Origin of the sequence: Nitrosomonas sp. H1_AOB3, assembly GCF_015709435.1 — a bacterium.
Classification (GTDB): domain Bacteria; phylum Pseudomonadota; class Gammaproteobacteria; order Burkholderiales; family Nitrosomonadaceae; genus Nitrosomonas; species Nitrosomonas europaea.
The window spans coordinates 1235715-1258598 of sequence record NZ_CP054389.1 but is presented as its reverse complement, the minus strand read 5'-3'; the positions used below and the strand labels follow the sequence as shown (position 1 = coordinate 1258598).

Below are 22884 nucleotides of genomic sequence, written 5' to 3'. Positions count from 1 at the left end.
AAATTTCTGCTTATGACAACAATCGCGTCGCCCGGGCGATATGTACGCTGATACAAGCTAAGCGTGCCAATCCGCTTGAGCAACAGTCTGATTTACGATGGTGCTGGATGTCCGGGACAGATCACACTGGTGACCAGAATCAATACACTCTTTTGATATAATTCGATCACATAATTGGCATAGGGGTAGCAGTGCAAGTCTCAGCAAGAAATATCATATCAATGGTCAGGCCAGACTTGTTCAGCACAAGGTAGCACTGCGATATTCACGATGAGCATGCGAGCCAATCAGGCTTTATCAAACCCACCCGAGCACCTTCCCGGTACAACTCCTGCATTGATCGAAATACTTCAGCAACGCGGGCTCATCACAGACGAGGGAATCGAACGCGTACAGGCGGCAGCACTGGCACATGGCATTGCGTTTTCTACTGCAGCGACGCGACTGGGTGTCGTATCCGAACGCGATATGGCGCAGACCTTTGCAGGGATACTCGGTGTCGCTGTATTGACCCGTGCCGAGTATCCGCAACCTCCCCATATTCCGAATGATCTCAATCTGGCTTTCTTGCGAAAACACCGGGTATGTCCGGTTATGGTATCCGAGACGTATGTCAGGCTGGCCATGGCTAATCCGCAGGATAACGTAGCGATTGCGGGTATACGCTTTGCCCTGGGCAAGGATGTGGAACCGGTTGCTGCGTTGGAGTCGGATATCGACGAGTATCTCCAGGCAGGAATAGCTGATATTTCTGCAGGTACCGACAACGTTACGCCGGGCGCTTCCAGTACCGGGGATGATATCGACAAGCTTTCGGATCATGACTCGGAGGCGCCAGCTATACGTATGGCGCATCAGCTACTCACCCAGGCCATGGATGCCGGTGCATCGGATGTTCACCTCGAACCGATGACTGATTCGCTGGTCGTGCGATACCGGATCGATGGTGTTCTGCAGGAAGTCGATGTGCTGTCGAACCGCTGGTCGCGATCAGTGGTCTCGAGACTGAAACTCATGGCGCGGCTCGACATTGCAGAAAGACGTTTGCCACAGGATGGACGTATCCGCTTTACGACGCGAGGAGTCAGTCTTGATTTACGTGTTGCCACCTTTCCGACACTCCATGGCGAATCCATGGTATTGCGCCTGCTCGGGCAGCATTCGGTGTCGCCTGAACTGGAGAGCCTGGGCCTCGATCCGTCTGGCCTGCAGGCACTGCGCGCAGCCCTCGATCGTCCTCACGGTATCGTCCTGATCACCGGTCCGACAGGTAGTGGCAAAACGACAACTCTTTATGCCGCCTTGAACGCGATCCGGAGTCCGGAACGAAAGATCGTGACGGTTGAGGATCCGGTTGAATACACGCTTCCCGGGGTATCTCAGTTGCAGGTCAAACCGGAGATCGGGTTGACATACGGGGCCGCCCTGCGATCGGTACTCCGCAACGATCCGGATGTGATCATGATCGGCGAAATTCGCGATCAGGAGACCGCGGATATTGCCATCCGTTCGGCTCTGACGGGGCATCTGGTACTCGCCACCTTACACACCAATACGGCAGCCGGGGCCATAACTCGATTGCTCGATCTCGGGGTCGAGGATTATCTTTTGGCGTCGACACTGGTTTTTGCAGGTGCACAACGGCTGGTTCGCCGGATTTGTCCAGAATGTTGCACGACACGCGAACCGACAGGGGATGAACGTCATGCATTGGTATCGGTGTCTGGTCATAAGGCTGAGACATGTCAGTTACCCGTGGCTATGGGGTGCCCAGCGTGCCGCGGACGCGGGTATACAGGCAGATTACCGATCTTTGAAGCTCTTCCAATCGGCCTAGAGGAGCAGGCAGCAATCCGGCAACCACACGCAGAGGAGGTACTGCTGGGGATCACCAGGCGAAAGAACACGCCGACCTTATGGTCTCATGGCCTGGATAGGGTAATACAAGGGGAAACGACACTGGAGGAAGTGTTGAGTGTCGTCGAAGAGGTCGGACAGTGACACGATTCACGGTGAGGGCCATTACGCCGGAAGGGGGTTCCCGTATTTTTACCCGGGAAGCAGATGACGAACGCCAACTTACTGTTCAATTGATTGGTGAAAATCTGACGCCGATTCGGATCATTGAGCAGGATGGCAGCTTGAATGATCTGCTGAGCCGGCCCGTGACTTTGAACCGACGGATACCTATACGTGATGTGGCGCTCTTTTGTGAGCAGATCGGCACGATGGTGGGGTCGGGCCTCAATATCGAGCAAGCGTTGCAAGTCGTTTCGCGGCAAAAAGGAAACCGACCCTCTGCCAAGATGGCTCGACACTTGTTACCACGCATTCAGGCAGGCGGCCCGCTCTCAGATGCCCTGGATATCGAGGCGGGCATGCCCCGGTATCTGCCATCGATGATCAGAGCTGCGGAAAGTGGTGGCAGACTGGCCGAAGGTTTGGAAACAGCAGGGCGTTACTTGCAGCGGCAAGCCAGCACCCGGGCTGAGATTGCAAATGCGCTGACCTATCCGGTAATCGTACTGGTTACCGTGATGATTGCGCTTTTGATCGTACTTACCGTGGTGATCCCGGGTTTTGAGCCGATTTTTGCGGGCGAGGAGCACCGTTTGCCGGGGATGACTCGTTTTGTGCTGTGGCTTTCGGATCTCGCAGTAAATCATGCAATCACATCTTTGCTCTGGATGGGTGCAATTCTGGCGATCGGGTTCTTGCTGTATCGCAGATCGGTACGCTTTGGGGATTGGGTCGCTGCTTCGATTATGCGGCTTCCACCTGTCCGGATCATTGACCAGTTGAACGTCTCTCGCGTACTCAACGTGCTTGGGATGCTTTTCCAAAGTGGTGTGGAAGCTTCGGAGGCTGTGCTGCTGGCCGCCCAGGCTGCGGGTTCAAGGCGTCTTCGTGTTGCACTGGAAGGGGCGTCACGAAAACTGCGCGAAGGCGGTACGATCGGTACGACGCTTGGGGCTATCTACGTTATCCCGGATGAAACATGTGCGCTGATAGAAGTAGGAGAGCACACCGGGGAGCTCGGAAAGACAACCTTACGCGCGGCTCAGCTTCTCGAGCGAGATACATCCGAGCAGCTCGAACGAATGCTTGCTCTCGTCAACCCGTTAGCGATTGCATTTCTCGGTATCGTCGTTGGCCTTGTCGTGGGTGGCGTCATGCTCGGAATACTCAGTATCAACCAACTTGCATTGAGATCATAATGAAATATTTCTATTGTTCTGTTCAATTAAATCCAAGGGTGAATCAGGGTTTCACATTGCTTGAACTTCTGGTTGTGCTTGTCATCATGGGGTTGTTGACAGCCGTAGTCACGCCTCAGGTCATGAATATGTTTTCCGGCGCGAAATCCGATACGGCTGCTCTTCAGGTGGAAACCATCACGACTGCACTCAACTACTACCGGATCGATACCGGAAGCTATCCGGACATGGAGCACGGGCTCCGGGCGCTGTGGGAGGCTCCACCGGGAGTAAACAGATGGCGTGGCCCTTATGTGCGAAAGCAACAGCATTTGGTTGATCCATGGGGACGTTCGTACCGATATCGGTTACCCGGTAAACATGGACCTGTAGATGTTTTTTCGCTGGGCGCGGATGATAAGGAAGGGGGCAGTGGCGAGGATACCGATATCGGCAATTGGGATAAACAGTGAGCGCGGTGTAACACTGCTCGAACTTCTGGTGGTAATCGTGTTGCTTGGGTTGCTTTCTCTCATCGGCGCTCAAGCCTTACCCGGGGATGATCGACATTTGCAGACTGTATCGGAGCGTATCGAGCACCGTTTGAGAAAGGCGCGGCTGAGTGCGATGCGAAGCGGTACTGCTGTATTTATTCCATGTGAATCCTTGGCAGCTCCCTCCGACAGAACGACACCTGTTACCTCAAGCCGAAGTACTGATTGGATGGTAACTTGTTCGGGAGAAGTCGGACGTACAGAGGGTATCACTTTCTTTACCGACGGATCATCCAGCGGGGGAATAATTGAGCTTGTATCTGGAGTGGCACGCATACGAATTCATATTGATACGTTGACCGGGACTTCGAGGCTCGAGTAGCTGTATGGCGGTACAACGTGGTTTCAGTCTGCTCGAGACCCTGATAACGCTCGCTGTGGCGGCATTGTTCTTTGGTGTGCTATTACCTTCGATCGTGACGAATCTCGATCGAATCAAGGCAGATACCTTACGTGCAGAAGCACTACTGGTTGCACAGAATCAGATGGAGGCACACGCTGTCATCGCCACGGAAATGGAGGGCCATTTCGAAGGACAGGATGGACCCTTCTCGTGGATGGCAACTATCGAGCAATCAGAAAAGAAAGATCGCTCTGCCGGCACGGCAGGGCCATTTTCACTTCGCCGTGTACATGTCGATGTTTTCTTCCAGGGAGGTCAACCATTGGTATCGCTTGAGGCTTATCGTGTCGGAGCGATTCGTTGAGGATGCATGGCACCTGTAAGGCAGAAAAAGGTTTCACCCTGCTGGAACTGCTCATCGCAATGATCATTGGCAGCGGACTCGTCTATCTGACATCTGAAGTATTCTCACTGATTCAGCGAGGGGTGGAGCAATCCAGGCAGGCTGCCGATCAGGTGATGACTGAACAACGTGCGATTGCAGTCGTGAGAGAGGCTCTGTCGAACCTCATTCCACCCGTCACCTCGGACAAACGATATCGGATCGTCGCGACCGAATCGGTATTCGAATTTGCCGCTGTTCCAGTCGATGGCCGCTCTCAATGGGGAAGCATGAATACAAGAATTGTCATTGAGCCATCGGATAGTGGAAAATTTATGATCGTATTTGAACAGTGGAAATCGGAAGCAGGCTCATCGTTCACTATTCCGAAATCCCGGCTTATTCTCTTCAAGGATCTGAAAAGCGCCTCGCTGCAGTATCTTTATCTCACTTCACGCGGCCTTCATACGCAACCTGCTGAACCTGAACAACATCCTGAACTCGTGACATTACGCTGGACCGAGGCAGATTATGTTGGACAAACTGGAGCGGAATCATTATCTGTTCGTACAAGAATCGATGCGGGAGCGAATTGCCAACTCGATCTTCAATCCTTGAGCTGCCGTTGAAGAACTGATTATTTTTTCAGGGAACATGTGAGGCAAGTTGACTGTTGCCATCTTCTCCATTTATTCATCTGGCTAATAGCAACCCATCGTCCTGTCTGTTTTCGTTAGATGATGACACAACCAGCTTTTCAGAATAGAAACACTTCGTTTCAAAAGCACGATAAAGAAGAGTTTTACGAATTTCTTCCGATTTTTGTACCCGAAAGGCTGCGACTATCCTATTGCACTGGAATTATGTCATCATAATATCGGCTTTTCAGGAATTCGCTGGAATGCCGGGGGAGTGGTTCTGACAGAAGTTCCATTAAAGATGAGGTTTATTTCCAGCGTATGACAGGTTATAACAATGCCAACAATATGACTGTACTGCTCCCCGTAACCAGATATCTTCAGATCTTCCGCCAGTCGTGGTTTTCCGGAGTATTGTCCGTTCTGTTTCTGTCGATTGCTCTGATCATGCTGCGCATCGATACTCAACAGGCACGCACTCATACTGCTTCGCTTGAAATAGTCGGACGTATTCATGCCAATATCCAGCACCTGACCATCGTTTCTCCGGAGGCGCTGCGCGGTAACGAGCAGGCTTTTGTGCAACTGCGCAATAACCTCGACCAGTTGAATCATTACGCAACCTTGCTGCAATACGGGGGGGAATATCAGCGGGAAACTCTCCCGGCCATAGCTGAACTGCTGCCAGCAGATTTGTTCAAGACATTCCGGAACACATTGCGCATCAAGGAGAACCGGGCTCGTCAGATTCTGGAAAGCCGGGAGGCTCTGGTCAGTCTGGCAGAAATTCTGAAACGGGTGGATCTGGTCAATCATGGTTTGCAAAAAAAGTTGCAGGAATTCTCTGTCGAACTGACACAGACAGGGCACGCATTCAACCAGGCAGTAGCAGTCGAAACCGTAAAAATTCTTGTCCAGTTCATTACCGGCAGTGTCCGTTCTCTGATAGAGGGCGGGTTCCAGGTTTCCAGCCCGGCGGATCAGCAGTCAGTTGAATCTGAACAAATAACCGGGATGATCCAAACGTTGATAAAAGGGCGGGATTGGCTGTATTCGACTGTGCAGGGCAATCAGCTTTCTTCCGGGACACTGTCCCAGATTCGTGTCCAGTTCAATGCACTGGAAGATCTTTTGCGTGTTGCTCAGAGACTGACACCGGAAGTAACCGGCGCCTGGCATGCAATACATGAAACTTTCTCAGCCAGCGACAGCTTGTCGACACTGGTCAGCCAGATCGAACAGGCAATCACTGAGCACAACAATAATGCAGGCATGCTCACAACCGTGCTGTTTTATCTGACGGCCGTACTGACCATCATCAGCAGTCTGGTATTCATTCATCTGTTTTCCACCAGTTTGCGCAAGCATATCCACCAGGGTGAACAAAATGTCGAAACCACCCAGAAGGCGATACTGCGTCTGCTCGATGAAATGGAGATACCGGCAGGAGGCGATCTGACTGCCCGGATGTCCGTCACCGAAGATATTACCGGCACGATTGCCGATTCGATCAACCTGACCATCGAGGCATTGCAGGAACTGGTCAGGAAAGTGAATCACGCCAGTTTTCAGGTGATGAGCGCTTCCCATCAGGCAGAGAGTATTTCATCCGATTTGCTGGATGCCACCCGGGAACAGGCAGGCAAAATCGAAGATGCCACGGTTGCCGTACTGGGAATCGCCGAATCGCTGGAGGCAGTATCCGGCTCGGCGGAAGAATGCGCGGATGTGGCCAGACAAACGCTGCATGCAGCAGAGAGTGGTGCCAATGCCGTTCAGGATGCCATGGCCGGTATGAACGAAATCCGGGTTTACATCCAGGAAACCTCCAAACGGATCAAGCGGCTGGGAGAAAGCTCCCAGGAGATCGGTGAGATCGTCACCTTGATTTCAGATATTACCGAGCAGACCAATATCCTGGCGCTGAATGCTTCTATCCAGGCAACGGCAGCGGGTGATGCCGGAAAAGGGTTCTCTGTCATTGCTCAGGAAATACAGCGACTGGCCGAACACTCGGCCGAAGCAACCCGGCAGATCAGTACGCTGATTCGCAACATCCGGGGGGATGCGCAGGACACCATCATTGCGATGGAGCGCAGTACGGCAGGGGTGGTTGAAGGTGCAAGGCGCGCCAATACCACGGGAAGTGCTCTGGAAGAAATCGAAACGGTGTCGAAGCGCCTGGCGCAACTGGTGATTCGAATTACCGAAGCGACACACAAGCAAACCCGTGTTTCCAACAAGGTAGCCAAAAGTATGGAGGATATTTTGTCCATTACCCGTCAAACCTCCCGCGGTACCCAGCAGAATGCTGATTCCATCAAACAGATCACCGAACATGTCACTGACTTGAAATCATCCGTCGCCAGTTTCAAGGTGTGACAGCGTAACCTACACACTCACGCTCCAACAAAGCAGAAATGTTATCAACCTCAGGACTCAATAAGGCCGCATCATGAACACTGCAACCAGGATAAACATCTCATCCGTCATGGGGATCAGAGAAGCCATCGAGCAGATTTTTACCCTGATCCATCGTCATTTTGATTCCTATGCCACGGATACCGACGATACCAGACAGATCGAAGAATGCCGCTACTACATGCATCAGCTGAATGGCATGCTGGAAATGCTGGAGCTGAATGGCGTTGCGTTCGTCGGTCATAATGTGGAAGCGTTGCTCACTGCCTTGCAGGAACGGCGTACCGAGCCGGATACGGAAGTGCTGACCGTCACCCGGCAGGCAATCCGTTCCATTTATCGTTATCTGGATGCGCTGATCGATGGTGAGACGGATAACCCGGTCAGACTGTTCCCGGTCTACCGGAAAATCATGCAGATACAGGGGCTGGAAGAAATTTCCGAAAGTGATCTGTTTTTCCCGGATGTGCGCGAATCGTTACCGTTACAGCCGGTGGAGCCGGATCTGGATGATTCCTCCCGGCAGGAGGCCGCCAAACAGGCGCGTGCACAATTCCAGTCAGGTCTGTTGAGCTGGCTGAAAAATGCGGAAGACAGACACAGTCTGCAGAAAATGGTGGAAGCTGTGCGTTCGGTTGAGAAACTGCCCGCTCCCATCGAGCAGCGAAAATTCTGGTGGATCTCTTCGGGGTTTCTGGACAGTCTGCTTCATCAGGTACAGGCCGCCGATAAATCGGCCCGCAGATTATGCGGTAAGATCGAGCAGGAAATCAGGCATCTGAACAAGGAATCGCATACCGTTGCTGATCGTCTGACGAGAGAACTGCTTTATCGGGTAGCTCGCAGCCAGCCGGTGAGTGAGCGTCTGCAGGAAATCGGGCGCGTTTATGACTGGCAGATTCCTCTGTCCACGATAGACAACCGGGAGCATCTCGACGAATCCATCCTGGACGAAGAGACAACTGCTTCGGATTTGCAGAATATGCGTGTTCTGTTGGAGGACATCAACGACCGGTGGCGCAGATTCAACGCCGAGGATCAGGAAAATCTTTCCTCGCTGCTGGCGCTCGTCGAACGGTTCAGAACCCAGGCTGCACGGGTGAATTGTCCACCGCTGGAGAAACTGGCGGGTGTCATCCATGGCGCCTTGTCCTATTTGCGTATTCGCCCGCAGAGCATGAATGAGGGGATTGCGCTCGACATTGCTTCATCCCTGTTGCTGACCGAGAATGCCATCGACAATTTCCATCGGTTGTCACCGGAATTTCCGGCCCAGGTTGAGGTGCTTGCTACCCGCATCCGTGCGGTGACCACCGGAAAGGGAAATGAAGACGATTTGCCTGATCTGCCCAGCCCGGATCAGGCAGGGCACCTCGCCCAGGAGAAGAAGCTGCTCAAGCAGGTGGCGCAGGAAGTGCTCACCAACCTGGCCCAAGTCGAAGATATCCTCGATCGCTTCTTTTTTGAGCCGGAAATACGGAACGATCTGCCGGTTCTGCCGGAACTGTTCAACCAGATCAGCGGGGTATTGCTCATGCTCGGACTGGATCGGGCCGGTACACTGCTCGATTCATGTCGCGATCTCGTTGAAAAACTGACTGATCCGAATCGGCCACTGGATCAGGCCGAACAGATTCTGCTGGCCGATGCGCTGAGTGGCCTCGGTTTTTATATCGAAGCACTCAGAAATGCCCAGTCGGATTCCGAGGAAATTCTTACTGCGACGATCAGCCAGTTCAATCAGAAGCTGGCCGGGCAATCTCTGTCAACAGATATTCCGGCAATCTCTGCCGAACCGGCACTCACGGCTCCTGAAATGCCATCTGAAGCTGCCACGGATCAGCTGTACGACCCCGAACTGTTGGCGATTTTTCTCGATGAATCCACTGATGTGCTGGCAAGTATCGCAGCACACCTGGAAGCCTGTTACGGCGATCATCTGGATCTGGCTGCACTGACCGCCATTCGCCGCGACTTTCATACCCTCAAGGGTAGTGGCCGCATGGTGAAACTGGAAGCGCTGAGCGAAGTGGCATGGCGTATCGAGCAACTCATGAACCGCTGGTTGAGTGAGCAGAAACCGGCAACCGGTGAACTTCTGGATTTGCTGGCGGAAAGCCACAGACAGTTCTGCAACTGGTGTGCCAGCCTGAAAAAGAACGGTACCGCAGAAATCAGGGCGCAGCACTTGCTCGACCGAATCAGGGAAATGATGTACGGCACGGAAGAACAGACGGCCATGGACGCTACGATTCCTGTACTCCCTCTGTCTGCCGTGCCTGAGCAGGAAACGAGTCTTGAATGGACCGTGGAACCCGTTGTATCTCCCTCTGCTGTAGAAGCTGAGTCTGTAACCGAAACGATGGTGCAAATCGGGAAGATCGAAGTACCGGCCGAGCTGTTCAGCATTTTCATCAAGGAAGCCAGCACCCATGTTGATACTCTCAAGCAAGCGCTCGGGTTATCCGAAGGTAATACCATTCTGTCGATTTCCCATGAGTCGATGCTGGCGGCGCATACTCTGACCAGCACCGCACGCGCACTGGAGCTGGATTTCATCGCACAGACCGGACAAGTACTGGAACGCTGGTTCAATCGCCTGCTGATGACTTCAGGTATGCCGGGACCACAGATACTGCCTCACATGACGGCGGCCGTAAATTTGCTGGATGACATGGTGACGGCCATCCGCAATCATCAGTATCCCTCGATTGAAACATTACAGGCAGGGGAAGAAACGACGAACGAGCTGGCACGTCTTCTGGAAGAAGTGTCGGTTCAAATGCCTGAAACGGAGTCGGCTGAATCTGAATGTATCAAACCTGAATCTGCCGAGCTGCAGGCGAGTGAAATTCTGGCGGAAATCGCTCCTGTCCTGTTACAGGAATCTGCTGTTACGTTGCCGGTTTCACCAGTTCAGTCGATTGAAACCGAGGCTGAATCCACTGGTGTGGATCGGGAATTGCTGGAAGTGTTTCTCGAAGAAGCACAGGAACTGCAATCCGAAATTGGAACAAATCTGCGGGCATGGCGCAGACAGCCTGAGCAGGTGGCTGCACGCAAGGCGGTATTGCGTGCATTACATACACTGAAAGGCAGTGCTCGCATTGCTGGCGCACTGCAGGTAAGTGATCAGGCGCACCAGATGGAAAGCGATATCGAGTCCATATACGACCAGGCTGTGCCAGCAGCACTGCTCGATCGGCTTGAAAGCCGATTCGATATCATCCTGGATGATATCGAACAGTTGAGATCCTCCCTACAACCCGTGCCGCAGCCTGTTTCGCCGATTGAGGAAACCGGGATACGACCGGATCTTCCCGTTTTCCCCGTAATTGCAGAGGACGATCAGCCTGTGCGCAAAACTGTTCTGCGGGTCGATGCGGAGCTGATAGATCGCCTGATCAACGAATCGGGAGAGTCGAGCCTCATCCGTTCCCGCATCGAAGCGCAGCTGTATGATCTGGAGCAGTATCTGCAGGATCTGGGTGAAAGTGTGGATCGTATGCGTGGTCAGTTGCGTGAAATCGAGTTGCTGGCTGAAACCCGGATTCCCTCTGGCGCGCTGCCTTCGGTAACCGATGAGGCTGATTTCGACCCGCTGGAGCTGGATCATTTCACGCGTTTCCAGGAATTGACCCGGCTGATGGCAGAAAGTATGGATGATGTGGTCACCATCCATAAAAGCCTGCGTGAAATGCGGCGGGCTGCTGATATGGCAGTGGATCAGCAGGCACATCTGAATCGCCGTTTACAGCAGGATCTGGTCCATATTCGTACCGTTCCATTCAGACATTATTCTGAGCGTCTCTACCGTGTGGTCAGACAGGCGGCAAAAGATACTGGCAAACAGGCCAGCCTGACGATTCAGGGAGAGGATATCGAACTCGACCGGAGTGTGATCGATAAAATAGGCTCTCCACTGGAACATTTACTGCGTAACGCGCTGGTGCATGGCATCGAGACACCGCAAGAACGCCTGCAGGCCGGTAAGGTGGAAACCGGACAGATCACACTCGATCTGCATCAGGAAGGCAGCGAAATCGTCATGGTATTGCGGGATGATGGTATCGGGCTGGATGCCGGGCGTATCCGTGACAAAGCACACCAGCTTGGCCTGGATGATCCGGAAAATGAACAGAATGATGAACAGTGGTATCCGCTGATCTTCACACATGGATTTTCCACGCTGGATAATGTGACGGATATGGCAGGGCGGGGAGTCGGCCTCGATATCGTCAGAAACGAGCTGGGCGAGATTGGCGGCAATATTACCGTGACCTCGGAAAAAAATCGGGGTGTCACCTTTACGCTGCGTCTGCCGGTGACCCTGGCGGTAACGCAGGCGCTGATGGTCAGAGCAGCCGACAGCACCTATGCCATTCCGGCTGCGAACGTGGTACATGTGCTGGAAATGAATTCAGAAACACTGGGTATGGCTTACCGGGAACATCATCTGACATGGAATGATGATCGCTTCCCGCTGATCTATCTGCCGCATCTGCTGGGTGTGCCGCATACTTTTCCTGAAATCCGGCGTCACAACCGTATCGTGTTGTTACAGGCAGGGCATGAACGACTGGCTGTTCATGCCGATGCACTGGTCGGCCAGTGCGAGGTGGTGGTCAAGAACGTCGGTCCGCAGCTGTCTCGTGCACCAGGCATCGAAGGTGCCACCATCACGGGGGATGGCAGCGTTGTGCTGATCATCGACCCGATCAGGCTGCTGCAGCGCGAGCAGGTGCAGGAGCTGCTGTCTGCAGGGCCGGTTGCACCGGTCAATGCCTCGGATATCCATCCTTCTGCTACTGCACCGGTCGTGATGATCGTCGATGATTCACTGACGGTACGCAAAGTCACCAGTCGCCTGCTGGAGCGGCAGGGCTATGAAATCCTGATTGCCAAGGATGGAGTGGGAGCACTGCAGCTGCTGCGTGAAACGACACCCGCGATCATGCTGGTCGATATCGAAATGCCGCACATGGATGGTTTTGAGCTGATTCGGGCGGTGCGTGACAACCCGCAACTGCATACCCTCCCGATCATCATCATTTCTTCACGCACTGCGGACAAGCACCGTAAGGTGGCGGAAGAACTGGGTGTGAATGAATTCATGGGCAAGCCTTATCAGGAGGAAGAGTTGCTGTACCATATCGAACGCCTGATCAAAGGGTGAGATGGATTCACTCATTGAAGCCAGAGGCGCTCGTATCCTTTACCTGTCACCGTATTCTCCAGACCGCAATCCTATCGAACAGGTCTTTGCAAAATTCAAGGATCTGTTGAGAAAGGCCATGGCACGGTCATTCGATGCTTTTCATTGATATATAACGCTGCATTTGCATGTATTGCAGTAGGATGAACACGATGCCATCCATCACCATTCGCACTGTCCCGGATGAGGTACATCGCGCGATTCGGATTCGTGCTGCCATGCCACGCGTAGTGCCGAAGCTGAAATCCGTTATATCCTAGAGCAGGCAGTAAAACCTGCGAGCCGCCTGAAATTCGGTTCTCTGCTAACATCCATCGCCCGCAAAGCAGGAGGGTTGACTGTGACGTCGAAGCGGAGCAAATCAACCAGCTCCGCGGCAAGACTCCGGCCAAACCGATGAGGTTTGAATGATCGTCCTTGATAAGGCGGGCCATAGGTGAGAGGGAGGAGAGGATATCAACTCGATAAAAACCAGGCTGTATGATAGCGATTTGACAGGAAAAGTAGTGCAGAAAAATTTGAGTCAAGACAAAAAATAATTTACCCTTCCCGTCCTTTCTCAGGAAAGATGCCTTTTCGGATACTTTCCGAGCTTTGTGGAATTGATTCCATGTATCAGGCGACTGCGGTAACCTAGGTTGCCGATGCCGTTTTTTATTGCCCAGCCGTCCCGGGTAATTGTCTTCCCTGCGGGGACCCAATCCAAGCGAGTGCCGCATCAAGGCTTCAGGGGCACTTGCGTAGAGTGGAGAAACCCATGAATCATGCTATAAAAATAATGGCTCCGGGTCATGAAGCATTGACTCAAAATACTCGGTTCCAGGTATATACCGAGCGGCAACTGGACAAAATCAGGCCGCTGGAGAGGTTCACGAAAGAGCAGCGTTTCGAAATGCATGTAGTGGCCAGTGTTCTGCCGTTTCGTGTCAACCAATATGTGATTGACGAACTGATTGACTGGAACAACATACCGGCAGATCCTGTTTTCCAGCTCACCTTCCCCCAGCGCAACATGCTGGAACCGGAGGATTTCGAGCGTATGGCCGAAGCATTGCGTCGCGATGCGCAACGCAGCGAGATCCAGGCGATTGCTGTCGATATTCGCAGCAAACTGAACCCCCATCCTGCCGGACAGCAGGAAATGAATGTGCCGGTTTTTCACGGCGAGCCTCTGCCGGGCACACAGCACAAATACCGCGAAACCGTGCTGTTCTTCCCCAGCCAGGGGCAGGTGTGTCATAGCTATTGCACCTTCTGCTTCCGCTGGGCGCAGTTTATCGGTGACAAGGAGCTGCGCTTTGCCAGCAATGAAGCCGGCAACCTGCACAAGTATCTGGCTGGCCACAAGGATGTTATCGATCTGCTGATGACCGGTGGTGATCCCATGGTGATGAAAACCCACCACCTGAAAGCTTATCTGGAAGCCATGCTGCGCCCGGCGCTGGAACATGTGCAGAACATTCGCATTGGCACCAAGTCGCTGACCTTCTGGCCGCAGCGCTATGTCACCGACGAGGATGCGCACGAGCTGCTGGCGCTGCTGGAGCGGCTGGTAAAAGCAGGCAAGCACGTGGCCCTGATGGCGCACTTCAACCACTGGCGTGAAATGGATACACCCATTGTGCGTGAGGCGGTCAGGCGCATCCGTGCGGCAGGTGTGGTGATCCGCGCTCAGGCTCCGATTGTGCGCAACATCAATGACGATCCGGCCGTCTGGGCAAAAATGTGGCGCATGCAGGTGGGCATGGGCATCATTCCCTACTATATGTTTGTCGAGCGCGATACCGGTGCCAAACGCTACTTTGAAGTACCGCTGGAACGCACCTACCAGATTTACCGTGAAGCCATCCAGCAAGTATCAGGACTGGCACGCACGGTACGCGGTCCGTCCATGAGTGCCGGTCCCGGTAAGGTGGAAATCCAGGGCATCGTTGAGCTGAATGGCGAGAAAATCTTTATCTTGCGCTTTATCCAGGGCCGCAATCCCGACTGGGTACAGCGCATTTTCTTTGCCAAATACGATCCCGAGGCCACCTGATTTGATGACCTCAAACCGGCTTTCGGTGAGGAAAAATTTTTCTTCACTGATGAATATAACGCCATGCAGGGGGTGTAACCGACTATTTGTCCGGTAGGAGAGGAAGCTCATAGTAATAGCAGTTGCTAGGGGCTTTTTTCAGCGGGATGAATCCTGATTGCGAAAACTGTATAACCTACGTCACATAAAATGATTTGATTTTGAAGAGTTGTTCGACGGTTTTGTTTTGTTGTTTTCTGATTGCATTTGATTCCAATCGTTATCGGATGCATCTCCGATTTGCCCATTCCTGCAATTCCAGATTTCAGTATCAGTTCGATCTTTTCAACTGCTTCATTGCTGATCTTACCGAGGTAATTTTTTTGTGTTCCAATCTGCGACATCAATGTAGATTGTGCCCAGATGCCTGGACAAAAACATGGCAACAAAGAATCGCACATGGCAATGACAATGCAATATTTGCTTACCATCTCAAAATAAAAGGTGTAGATTATTTCAGAGGGGATAGTAATACACCACTATTCTGAAAACCTGAAAACAGTTTCCTGTCTAACAAGGGATCCGTTCCAAAGCTCTCCAGGAGAAGGAGGAACACATGAAACAGCAGAAAAATCAGGCCGGAACTCAAGCTCGAAATGCGTGTGTTTTGGCAGGAAAGCGATCCCCCACGCAATTTACTTCTGCCCTGGATTTACCTGGATCGGGCTGTTCTGGCTTTAATCCGCGATTTTGCTTTTCTTATGATTTCAGCGCCGGCAATGGGGCGTTCAGTTCTGGCCGGGGTCTGTCGCCACCATCGATCACGCGCAAGACCAGGAAGGAATTGCCACGATATCTGAATGCATTGATCACCTGGTTGATCGTGCTTTCCATTTCTCTGGCTGTAGCGGGCTGTGAGGAAGGCAAACCCCCACAACCTCAATTACAACCACAAGTTTGCGGCACGATCCAGGGATTGGCCTGTCCTGCCGAGCAGTACTGTGATTTGGGCATCGGCCAGTGCAAAGTTGCTGATGCGCAAGGTGTCTGTAAAACCAGGCCAACAATCTGCACGAGAGAGTTCAATCCGGTTTGCGGTTGTGACGGAAAAACTTATGGTAATGCCTGTGGAGCGGCTGCGGCAGGTGTTTCTATCGATCATGAGGGTGAATGTAAAACAGCAGAACCCCAGGCTTGCGGAGGAATTGCAGGAATCAGGTGTCCGGATGGCCTGGCATGTGTTGATGATCCGGGTGATACCTGCGATCCCGAACAAGGGGGAGCAGATTGTGCGGGGATATGTATTGCCGAGCAGGGTCAGTGACATCTTTTTATGTGTTTTTTAGAAAAATGGAGGTAAAAATATTTTGCAGGTAACGTGAGAGGCCACTCTGTCTCCCGGGTTGGGCAAGATGAAGTGGGCCTGTTATTAGCCCGGTGCGGATGCGATGCACATCAGGAACATGGTATCTGTAGAGGGCACCAACACTCGGTGAGGTGGCTATCATGAAACAATCGAATGTGATCAAACTCTTTTCAATTGTTCTCGGGTTATGGCTTTTGTTTAATCCAATCGGTACTCAGGCAGAAACAGCAAAATACGAGACAATCAAAACCGAATATCAGTATGCTGCAAAAGTGGCGTGTTCGTTATTACTGCCACACCAGGACGGTACTCTGGCGAAAGGCATATACCGTACTATCATCAATATTCACAATCCTGCCAGCAAGAAAATCACGGTTGCCGCCAAGGTGGCACTTTCCACTCAGATGGGCTCTGAACCAGGCCCTTTCAATGTTACGCCGTTCAAGGGAATTACACTGCAACCGGATGGTGCTGTCGGAGTAAATTGCTTTGACATTGCCGGCTACTTTTGCCCGATTAATGGGGTATGCGTAGATTTTGCATTTCTGGAGGGGTTTCTGGTAGTGAAAAGTCCTGTTCCACTGGATGTGGTAGGGGTATATACCGCACGACCCGTGGAGGGAGAAGTTCAATCGATCGATGTCGAAACTGTTCAATCGAAAAGGATACACGATATCGTGAAGCTGGGTACCACCGAGCTGCCCGGGCGTGGAGAGGGAAAACGTGTTGATTATCCGCCCAAAGGAAGCGCTGCATACGATGGTCAGAAGCCTAAACAAATGTGTGGAGGGATTGCCGGTTTTCCCTGCCCCGAAGGTATGAAGTGTGTGGATGATCCCTCGGATGACTGTGATCCTGCCAAGGGAGGTGCCGACTGCGCGGGTATCTGTGTGAAATAGCGTAAAAATGAAGCGTTGGGTTGTCTCTGCGTGTGGGCTATCAGGGAAAGATGCGATGAAACAGGCTGCTGTGATCCTGACGGGAATCCTGGTATTGCTGGCTGGAAAAAGTACCACGGCAATATCGAGGGAGCCCTTCCATCTGGAAAATATGACGTGTTCCATTACGTCAGCCAGTATGAATGGCTGTACCGGGGTCCCAACGCTTCATTCCGGAATATTGACTCTATCGAAAGAGGGTACTTTCAAATTAAAGGCACGCTACGAGGGCTGCTTCATGGTCGAGAATGTAACAAAATCGGGAGACTTTGCAGCATCCTTTTTCGAAAAAGCAATGAGCCTCGAATTGCTGACCACAAGGACCACGGGCATGAAGAATGCGCTATCAGATTTTCCCGGGACGCTGGGGTTTGCACATCTGAATTATGACGGGCTGGACGGGTACTTTATTGATATATCTGCCGTAATTCGTGCACGTGGACGCGAGATGGAAAATGTCATCGTTACCGCAAACCTGCAATGCACGGTGATCGATGACGCAGCAAGGACTGCAGTAAAAGCAGATCGATTGTCATTCATCCAGAAAGGAGTTTACAAATGACACACCATACAGAAGTTTTTGAAGGCGGTACGATCGATATAGAAGACGATACCAACCTCACAATCAATGGAAAGGAAATCAGTTACGTACATGATGCAGTAAAAAACAAGTGGTCTTCGAGATATCTGCCTTATACCCAATATGATTCATTACTGGATCTGGCGCGGGCGATCATCCGGGACACCGTTGAATTCTCCGGTGTGAAAGAGTAATTCCTGCAGATAAAAACATGGAGGAAATTCTCATGGCTATCAGAAAAGATGCAAATACACTGACTGCTGCAGAACGGGCAGAATTCGTTGCTGCCATTCGCGTGTTGAAGGCCGAAGGCATCTATGATCGATTCGTGCTCAGACATGCGAACGCCAATATGAGTGCAATTCATCGATGCTCTGCTTTTTTGCCGTGGCACCGCCGCTTTATTTATGATCTCGAACTGGAACTGCAGCGCGTTTCGGGTAACCCGAATCTCGGGATACCTTACTGGAACTGGCCATCAGGTAGCGCCAATGCCTCCATGTGGAATGATGATTTGCTGGGTGGCAATGGAGATGCCGGTGGTGTTGTCCGTACCGGTCCATTCCGCTCCGGGCAATGGACTGTCATCAATTCCAGCGGATTGCCAGCAGGTCCGCTGATGCGCGCTTTCGGTCAGAACGGCTTGCCAACCTTACCCACGCAAGCGGCAATCAATCAGGTCATGGCCGTTACGCCCTATGACACATCGCCGTGGAACATGAACAGCAATCCAAGTTTCCGTAATCAGCTGGAAGGCTGGATTGGCCCCAATCTGCACAACCGTGGTCATGTCTGGGTGGGGGGGTCCATGCTGCCGATGACTTCCCCGAATGATCCGGTGTTCTTCATGCACCATTGTATGGTGGATAAAATCTGGCATGAATGGCAACTGCGCTTCCCGAATCAAGGTTATTTACCAGCCAGTGGGGGCCCTTTTGGTCAAAATCTGACTGATCCAATGGGTAGTACCCCTTCAGGACAGGTCGGGTCGCGTCCTATCGATGTACTGGACAGTGCAGCGCTGGGTATCGTATATGATGATGCTGCTCCTCAGCCGCAACCTCAGCTGGAAATACCGCTCATTGTCGTTGGAGCCGATCCGATAGCAGCTGCTATCGGCGTGCCGGGAGAAACCGATGTTTTCCGTTTCGAAGTCCCGGCCTTCGGTGCTCATACGATGTATACCCTCGGATCATCCGACACGTTCATGACTCTGTTCGGCCCCAATGATCCGAATTTTGAAGTGGCATCAGATGATGATGCAGGCGAGGGCTTCAATGCACAAATCAACCGCAATCTGTCTGCAGGCACTTATTTTCTGCGCGTTCGTCTGTACAGCCCGAACAGTACGGGAAATTATGCGGTTGGCGTGCGCGCAGTCAGTGTCACTCCAGGCCCCGGCCCGGTTCCGATCCCCGAGCTCATCGTGAATGGTGTGGGCATCGATGCATCGATTTCTGCAGCGAATGAAAGCGATGTGTACCGGTTTAATGTCACTACGGGAGATTTTTATACCATCCAGACGAATGGGACAACGGATACCTTCATGAGCTTGCATGGCCCGAACAGCCAGATACCGGAAATCGCCAGCAACGATGATTCAGGCATCTCCTTCAACGCGCTGATCCGCCGTCAACTTTCTCCGGGTGAATATTTCGTTCGTGTAAGACACTACTCGCCTTCCGGGACAGGTGCTTATTCTGTTCGGGTGACGCAGGGATGAGCTGATTGCTTTGTCTTGAGAACAGGATTTGATGAATCGCACTTTTCATTTTTGAGTGTACTTTGAGAAAGGGAGAAAAAACAGCTACCAGGCAGCCGCATATACACTAAAACCAAAGTTCCAGCAGCTGAAGGGAATGTGAGTTATCACTGACAAAAAGGGGATGCGCTATGAATGAATTCTTTTTTCAGATCATTTTTCGGCTTGTAAACCGATTCCCATGGATCAGTCGAGTCGCCTCGCGCATAACGTGGTTGCGGCGCTGGATCAGCGATACTTTTATCAATTGGCAGGCCTATGCCACAAACCCCCGTCCCAGGCCATTCTCCATGGCCGCTCCCTATACCACATGGCAGGCATTGACAGACCGGACATTCACCGGACGACATCTGCCGGAAGCGGAAGGAGAACAGAATCTTCCGGATCTGAAAAGTGTTGTCAATCTGTGGCGCAGAAAAGAAAACAGGGAAATCCCGTCAGTTGATACCAGCATCCTGTTTTCTTTTTTCGCTCAATGGTTCACCGATAGTTTTCTGCGGACAGATTTTTTCGATCGCCGGAAAAATACATCAAATCACGAAATCGATCTGTGCCAGATCTATGGCTTGCGTGAAGACATCACGCATTTGCTGCGGTTGAAAAAGGATGGCAAGCTGAAATATCAGGTCATCGATGGAGAAATTTTTCCTCCTTACCTTTTCAATGTAGAAGAAACGACTGCAGATAATTGGGTGTTTGCTGACAGGGAATTTGAGAATTTGCATCCCCGCGCTGTTCTGGAATTTGTTTTTGACAATGTCCCGGAAGAACGGTTGAAGCGTATGTTTGCCACCGGGCTGGAACATGGTAATTCATCGATTGGCTATACCCTCATGAATACCATCATGTTGCGTGAACACAATCGGATCTGTGACGTGCTCAAAGAAGCGCATCCCGCCTGGGATGATGAACGTCTGTTCCAGACAGCCAGAAACATCATGATCGTGCTGCTGATTAAAGTGGTGTTGCAGGATTATGTTTCGCATTTTACACAATTTGGTTTTACGCTCGATCCTACACCGGGGATGGCGGAAAGGCAGCGCTGGTATCGCACCAACTGGATTTCGCTGGAATTCAATCTGCTCTACAGGTGGCATTCTATGGTGCCGGAATACTACTTTGTCGGTGATCAGCGATACACGCTCGATGAGTTTCGCAACAATACCGCGCTGGTCACACACCAATATGGTATTGGAACCATGATATCAGCAGCCTCGCAGCAAAAAGCCGGCCGTGTCGGTTTGTACAACACGCCTCAGTTCTTTTTTGATCCATTGCCTGTGGGTGCGGATAACCGGAGTGTCATGGAACGCAGCGTAGAGATGGGGCGTCAGGCCAAACTGCGTTCATTCAATGATTACCGCCAGGCATTCAGCATGCCGCGTTTGAGAAGTTTTGAGGAATTGACAGCAGATCCGGCGCTGCAACGGGAGTTGAAGGAGCTGTATAACGATCGCATCGATGACCTGGAGTGGCAGGTCGGTATCTTTGCGGAAGATCACGATGAAGGGTTTAGCCTGGGGCGCCTGATGGTGCGGATGGTGGGTTACGATGCATTTACCCATGCTCTGACCAATCCACTGGTATCGGGCTACGTACATAATGAAAAGACCTTCTCGTCCGTCGGGCAATCGATCATCGAAGAAACCAGTCTGCTTGCAGATATCGTTAAACGTAATGTCAGGGACAGCGATACGGTTATTGCAAGTTTCAGAATCTCTGCTGTTGCTTGAATGAGGATGTCGCAGTGAAGTAATCCGGGAACTGGATGAATTTTATCCTTTTAAAGGAGCGTCACATGATGAACAAGCTGCCACAACAGGAAGAAAACAGACGCACGGTAGAGAATCGGAAAAATTATCTGCTGCGAAGACAGGCACAGTATCAATATGCCTACGAGTATGCCAATACGATTGCTGTGGTACGCAAACTGCCATGTCGGGAGATACCAGGGCCTGGATACTGGCTGCGTGGCGGGATCAATTTGCTGCAGCTGATTCCAAGTCTGCCGAGTCTGCTGGTGACGTATATGCGCTATTTGCTTGGCAAACCGATGGAAAGCTACCGCGACTATATTTTTTATCCGTTTAGCCCTCCGAATCCGGCACTGGTCGATAACTTTCAGCAGGATCTGATATTTGGCCTGCAACGTGTCATCGGAGTAAATCCTGTCGTATTGCGCGCCGTGACTTCTCAGCATCCGCTGCCACAGAAATTACCGGAATCTGAAATCCAGCGTGTTTTTGCAAAGTATGTTGATGAAACTGACTATGCGACTGCAATTACGCAAAAGCGTGTGTATATCCTGGATTATGCAGATCTGGAGATATTGCAGCGCAATCCCGGACAAATCGATGGCGGCCGTAAACAATATGTCACGACCCCGATTGTGGTGCTGTTTCTGCAAGCAGATGGCATATTGCGGCCGATTGCCATCCAGCTGTATCAGGATGCCGGGCCTGACAATCCCATTTATACGCCAAACGATGGCAATCTGTGGCTGGCAGCCAAAACGTTTGCCCAGGTCGCAGATGGTAATCACCATATACTGGTTACCCATGCTACCCGCATTCATTATGTGATGGAAGCCATTATCATGGCCTCACGCCGGCAGCTTTATAAATCCCATCCGCTCTGTGTGCTGTTGAATCCGCATCTTCGACATACACTCAACGTCAATCATCAGCACACCTTCCTGCGGGATCGAAAAGGGCGCCCCGGCCGGTATGGTGAGCTGTTTGCCGGAGATTATGATGCGACGACTCAGTGCATGGCCAATGGTATGACAAGTTTTGACTTCAGGGCATCGGCCTTCCCTAACGATATTGCCAGCCGGGAAGTCGATAACCCTGATCTCTTTTATCCGTATCGTGATGATGGTGTGTTGTTATGGAATGCAATCCAGCACTTCGCCACAGAATATATCGATGTCTGCTATCAATCGGATGGAGATGTGGCTGAAGATTGCGAGATTCAGGCTTGGGCGCATGATATCGGCGCCCGGGATCGCGGCAGAATTCCCGGGTTTCCCGCCAGGTTTGCATCCAGACAGGAACTGGCCGAGACTATTGGCCATGTCATTTTTCTATGTACGGCATTCCATTCGTGCATTCATTTCAACCAGTACAAATATCCGGGTTTTGTTCCCAATATGCCTCATTCGGCCTATGCACCTCCCCCGGTGGGGAAAGGTGCGGAAATGGATGCAGACGGGCTGTTGAAGTTTCAACCCGCATTCCGGGCGGCATATTCGCAAACCTGGACTTATTTCCAGACCAATTTTACTGTCAATCGTATCGGCCAGTATCCGTTGCGGCAATTTGACCCGGCAGCACGTGATGTCATAGAGCGCTTCAGAAAACAGCTCCAGGAAATAGCGGGACAAATCGATCAAAGAAACAGCAGCCGATCCGTTCCCTATGACCGGATGAATCCAAGAGTCATCCCGAATGGGGTAACGGTTTGATTCTC

Annotated in this window: 17 protein-coding genes and 1 pseudogene; all 18 read left to right on the top strand. The window is 51.8% G+C overall.

What is annotated here, in order from left to right; translation table 11 throughout:
- Positions 1–270 precede the first annotated feature (270 nt).
- The 18 genes and pseudogenes from HRU73_RS05895 (at position 271) to HRU73_RS05820 (ending at position 22879) form a co-directional block, all read left to right on the top strand.
- Positions 271–2001, top strand: a complete 1731-nt coding sequence (locus tag HRU73_RS05895) for a GspE/PulE family protein (RefSeq protein ID WP_287399862.1) — start codon at positions 271–273, stop codon at positions 1999–2001.
- The gene (locus HRU73_RS05890) at positions 1998–3218 is read left to right on the top strand and encodes a type II secretion system F family protein (RefSeq protein WP_287399860.1); all 1221 of its coding nucleotides are present in this window, start codon (positions 1998–2000) and stop codon (positions 3216–3218) included. The genes HRU73_RS05895 and HRU73_RS05890 overlap by 4 nt, the downstream gene beginning before the upstream one ends.
- The gene (gene gspG / locus HRU73_RS05885) at positions 3218–3670 is read left to right on the top strand and encodes a type II secretion system major pseudopilin GspG (protein WP_276818452.1); all 453 of its coding nucleotides are present in this window, start codon (positions 3218–3220) and stop codon (positions 3668–3670) included. Before HRU73_RS05890 ends, gspG begins: the two co-directional genes overlap by 1 nt.
- Complete coding sequence (locus HRU73_RS13400) at positions 3591–4073, top strand: prepilin-type N-terminal cleavage/methylation domain-containing protein (RefSeq protein WP_078737664.1); 483 nt, start codon at positions 3591–3593, stop codon at positions 4071–4073. The genes gspG and HRU73_RS13400 overlap by 80 nt, the downstream gene beginning before the upstream one ends.
- A 4-nt stretch (positions 4074–4077) precedes the next feature.
- Positions 4078–4458 (top strand): type II secretion system protein, encoded by a 381-nt coding sequence (locus tag HRU73_RS05880; RefSeq protein WP_276677672.1) that lies wholly within the window; start codon positions 4078–4080, stop codon positions 4456–4458.
- A 2-nt stretch (positions 4459–4460) separates the two neighbouring features.
- A complete protein-coding gene (locus HRU73_RS05875; RefSeq protein WP_276818453.1) occupies positions 4461–5105 on the top strand; it encodes a PulJ/GspJ family protein in 645 nt (214 codons plus the stop codon).
- Positions 5106–5435: 330 nt separating this feature from the next.
- Entirely contained in the window at positions 5436–7496 is a 2061-nt protein-coding gene (locus HRU73_RS05870) for a methyl-accepting chemotaxis protein (protein WP_276818454.1), read from the top strand.
- A 73-nt stretch (positions 7497–7569) separates the two neighbouring features.
- On the top strand, positions 7570–12711 hold the full coding sequence (locus HRU73_RS05865) for a hybrid sensor histidine kinase/response regulator (protein WP_287399857.1): 5142 nt from the start codon (positions 7570–7572) through the stop codon (positions 12709–12711).
- A gap of 13 nt (positions 12712–12724) precedes the next feature.
- Positions 12725–12847, top strand: a pseudogene (locus HRU73_RS05860) (IS630 family transposase); the annotation flags it as partial.
- A gap of 31 nt (positions 12848–12878) precedes the next feature.
- Entirely contained in the window at positions 12879–13010 is a 132-nt protein-coding gene (locus HRU73_RS13530) for a FitA-like ribbon-helix-helix domain-containing protein (RefSeq protein ID WP_502709309.1), read from the top strand.
- Positions 13011–13507: 497 nt separating this feature from the next.
- A complete protein-coding gene (locus HRU73_RS05855; RefSeq protein WP_287399856.1) occupies positions 13508–14788 on the top strand; it encodes a KamA family radical SAM protein in 1281 nt (426 codons plus the stop codon).
- Positions 14789–15383: 595 nt separating this feature from the next.
- A complete protein-coding gene (locus HRU73_RS05850; protein WP_287399855.1) occupies positions 15384–16091 on the top strand; it encodes a SpvB/TcaC N-terminal domain-containing protein in 708 nt (235 codons plus the stop codon).
- A 182-nt stretch (positions 16092–16273) separates the two neighbouring features.
- Positions 16274–17032 carry a hypothetical protein gene (locus tag HRU73_RS05845; protein ID WP_041357155.1) on the top strand — a complete coding sequence of 253 codons (759 nt, stop codon included), beginning with the start codon at positions 16274–16276 and terminating at the stop codon, positions 17030–17032.
- A gap of 55 nt (positions 17033–17087) precedes the next feature.
- Positions 17088–17633, top strand: a complete 546-nt coding sequence (locus HRU73_RS05840; protein WP_041356718.1) for a hypothetical protein — start codon at positions 17088–17090, stop codon at positions 17631–17633.
- Positions 17630–17845, top strand: coding sequence for a hypothetical protein (locus HRU73_RS05835; protein WP_287399854.1), 216 nt, complete (start codon positions 17630–17632; stop codon positions 17843–17845). The genes HRU73_RS05840 and HRU73_RS05835 overlap by 4 nt, the downstream gene beginning before the upstream one ends.
- Before the next feature lie 32 nt (positions 17846–17877).
- Positions 17878–19374 (top strand): tyrosinase family protein, encoded by a 1497-nt coding sequence (locus HRU73_RS05830; protein ID WP_287399853.1) that lies wholly within the window; start codon positions 17878–17880, stop codon positions 19372–19374.
- 170 nt (positions 19375–19544) lie between these two features.
- On the top strand, positions 19545–21146 hold the full coding sequence (locus HRU73_RS05825; protein ID WP_287399851.1) for a peroxidase family protein: 1602 nt from the start codon (positions 19545–19547) through the stop codon (positions 21144–21146).
- A 65-nt stretch (positions 21147–21211) separates the two neighbouring features.
- A complete protein-coding gene (locus HRU73_RS05820) occupies positions 21212–22879 on the top strand; it encodes a lipoxygenase family protein (protein WP_287399850.1) in 1668 nt (555 codons plus the stop codon).
- Positions 22880–22884: the final 5 nt, after the last annotated feature.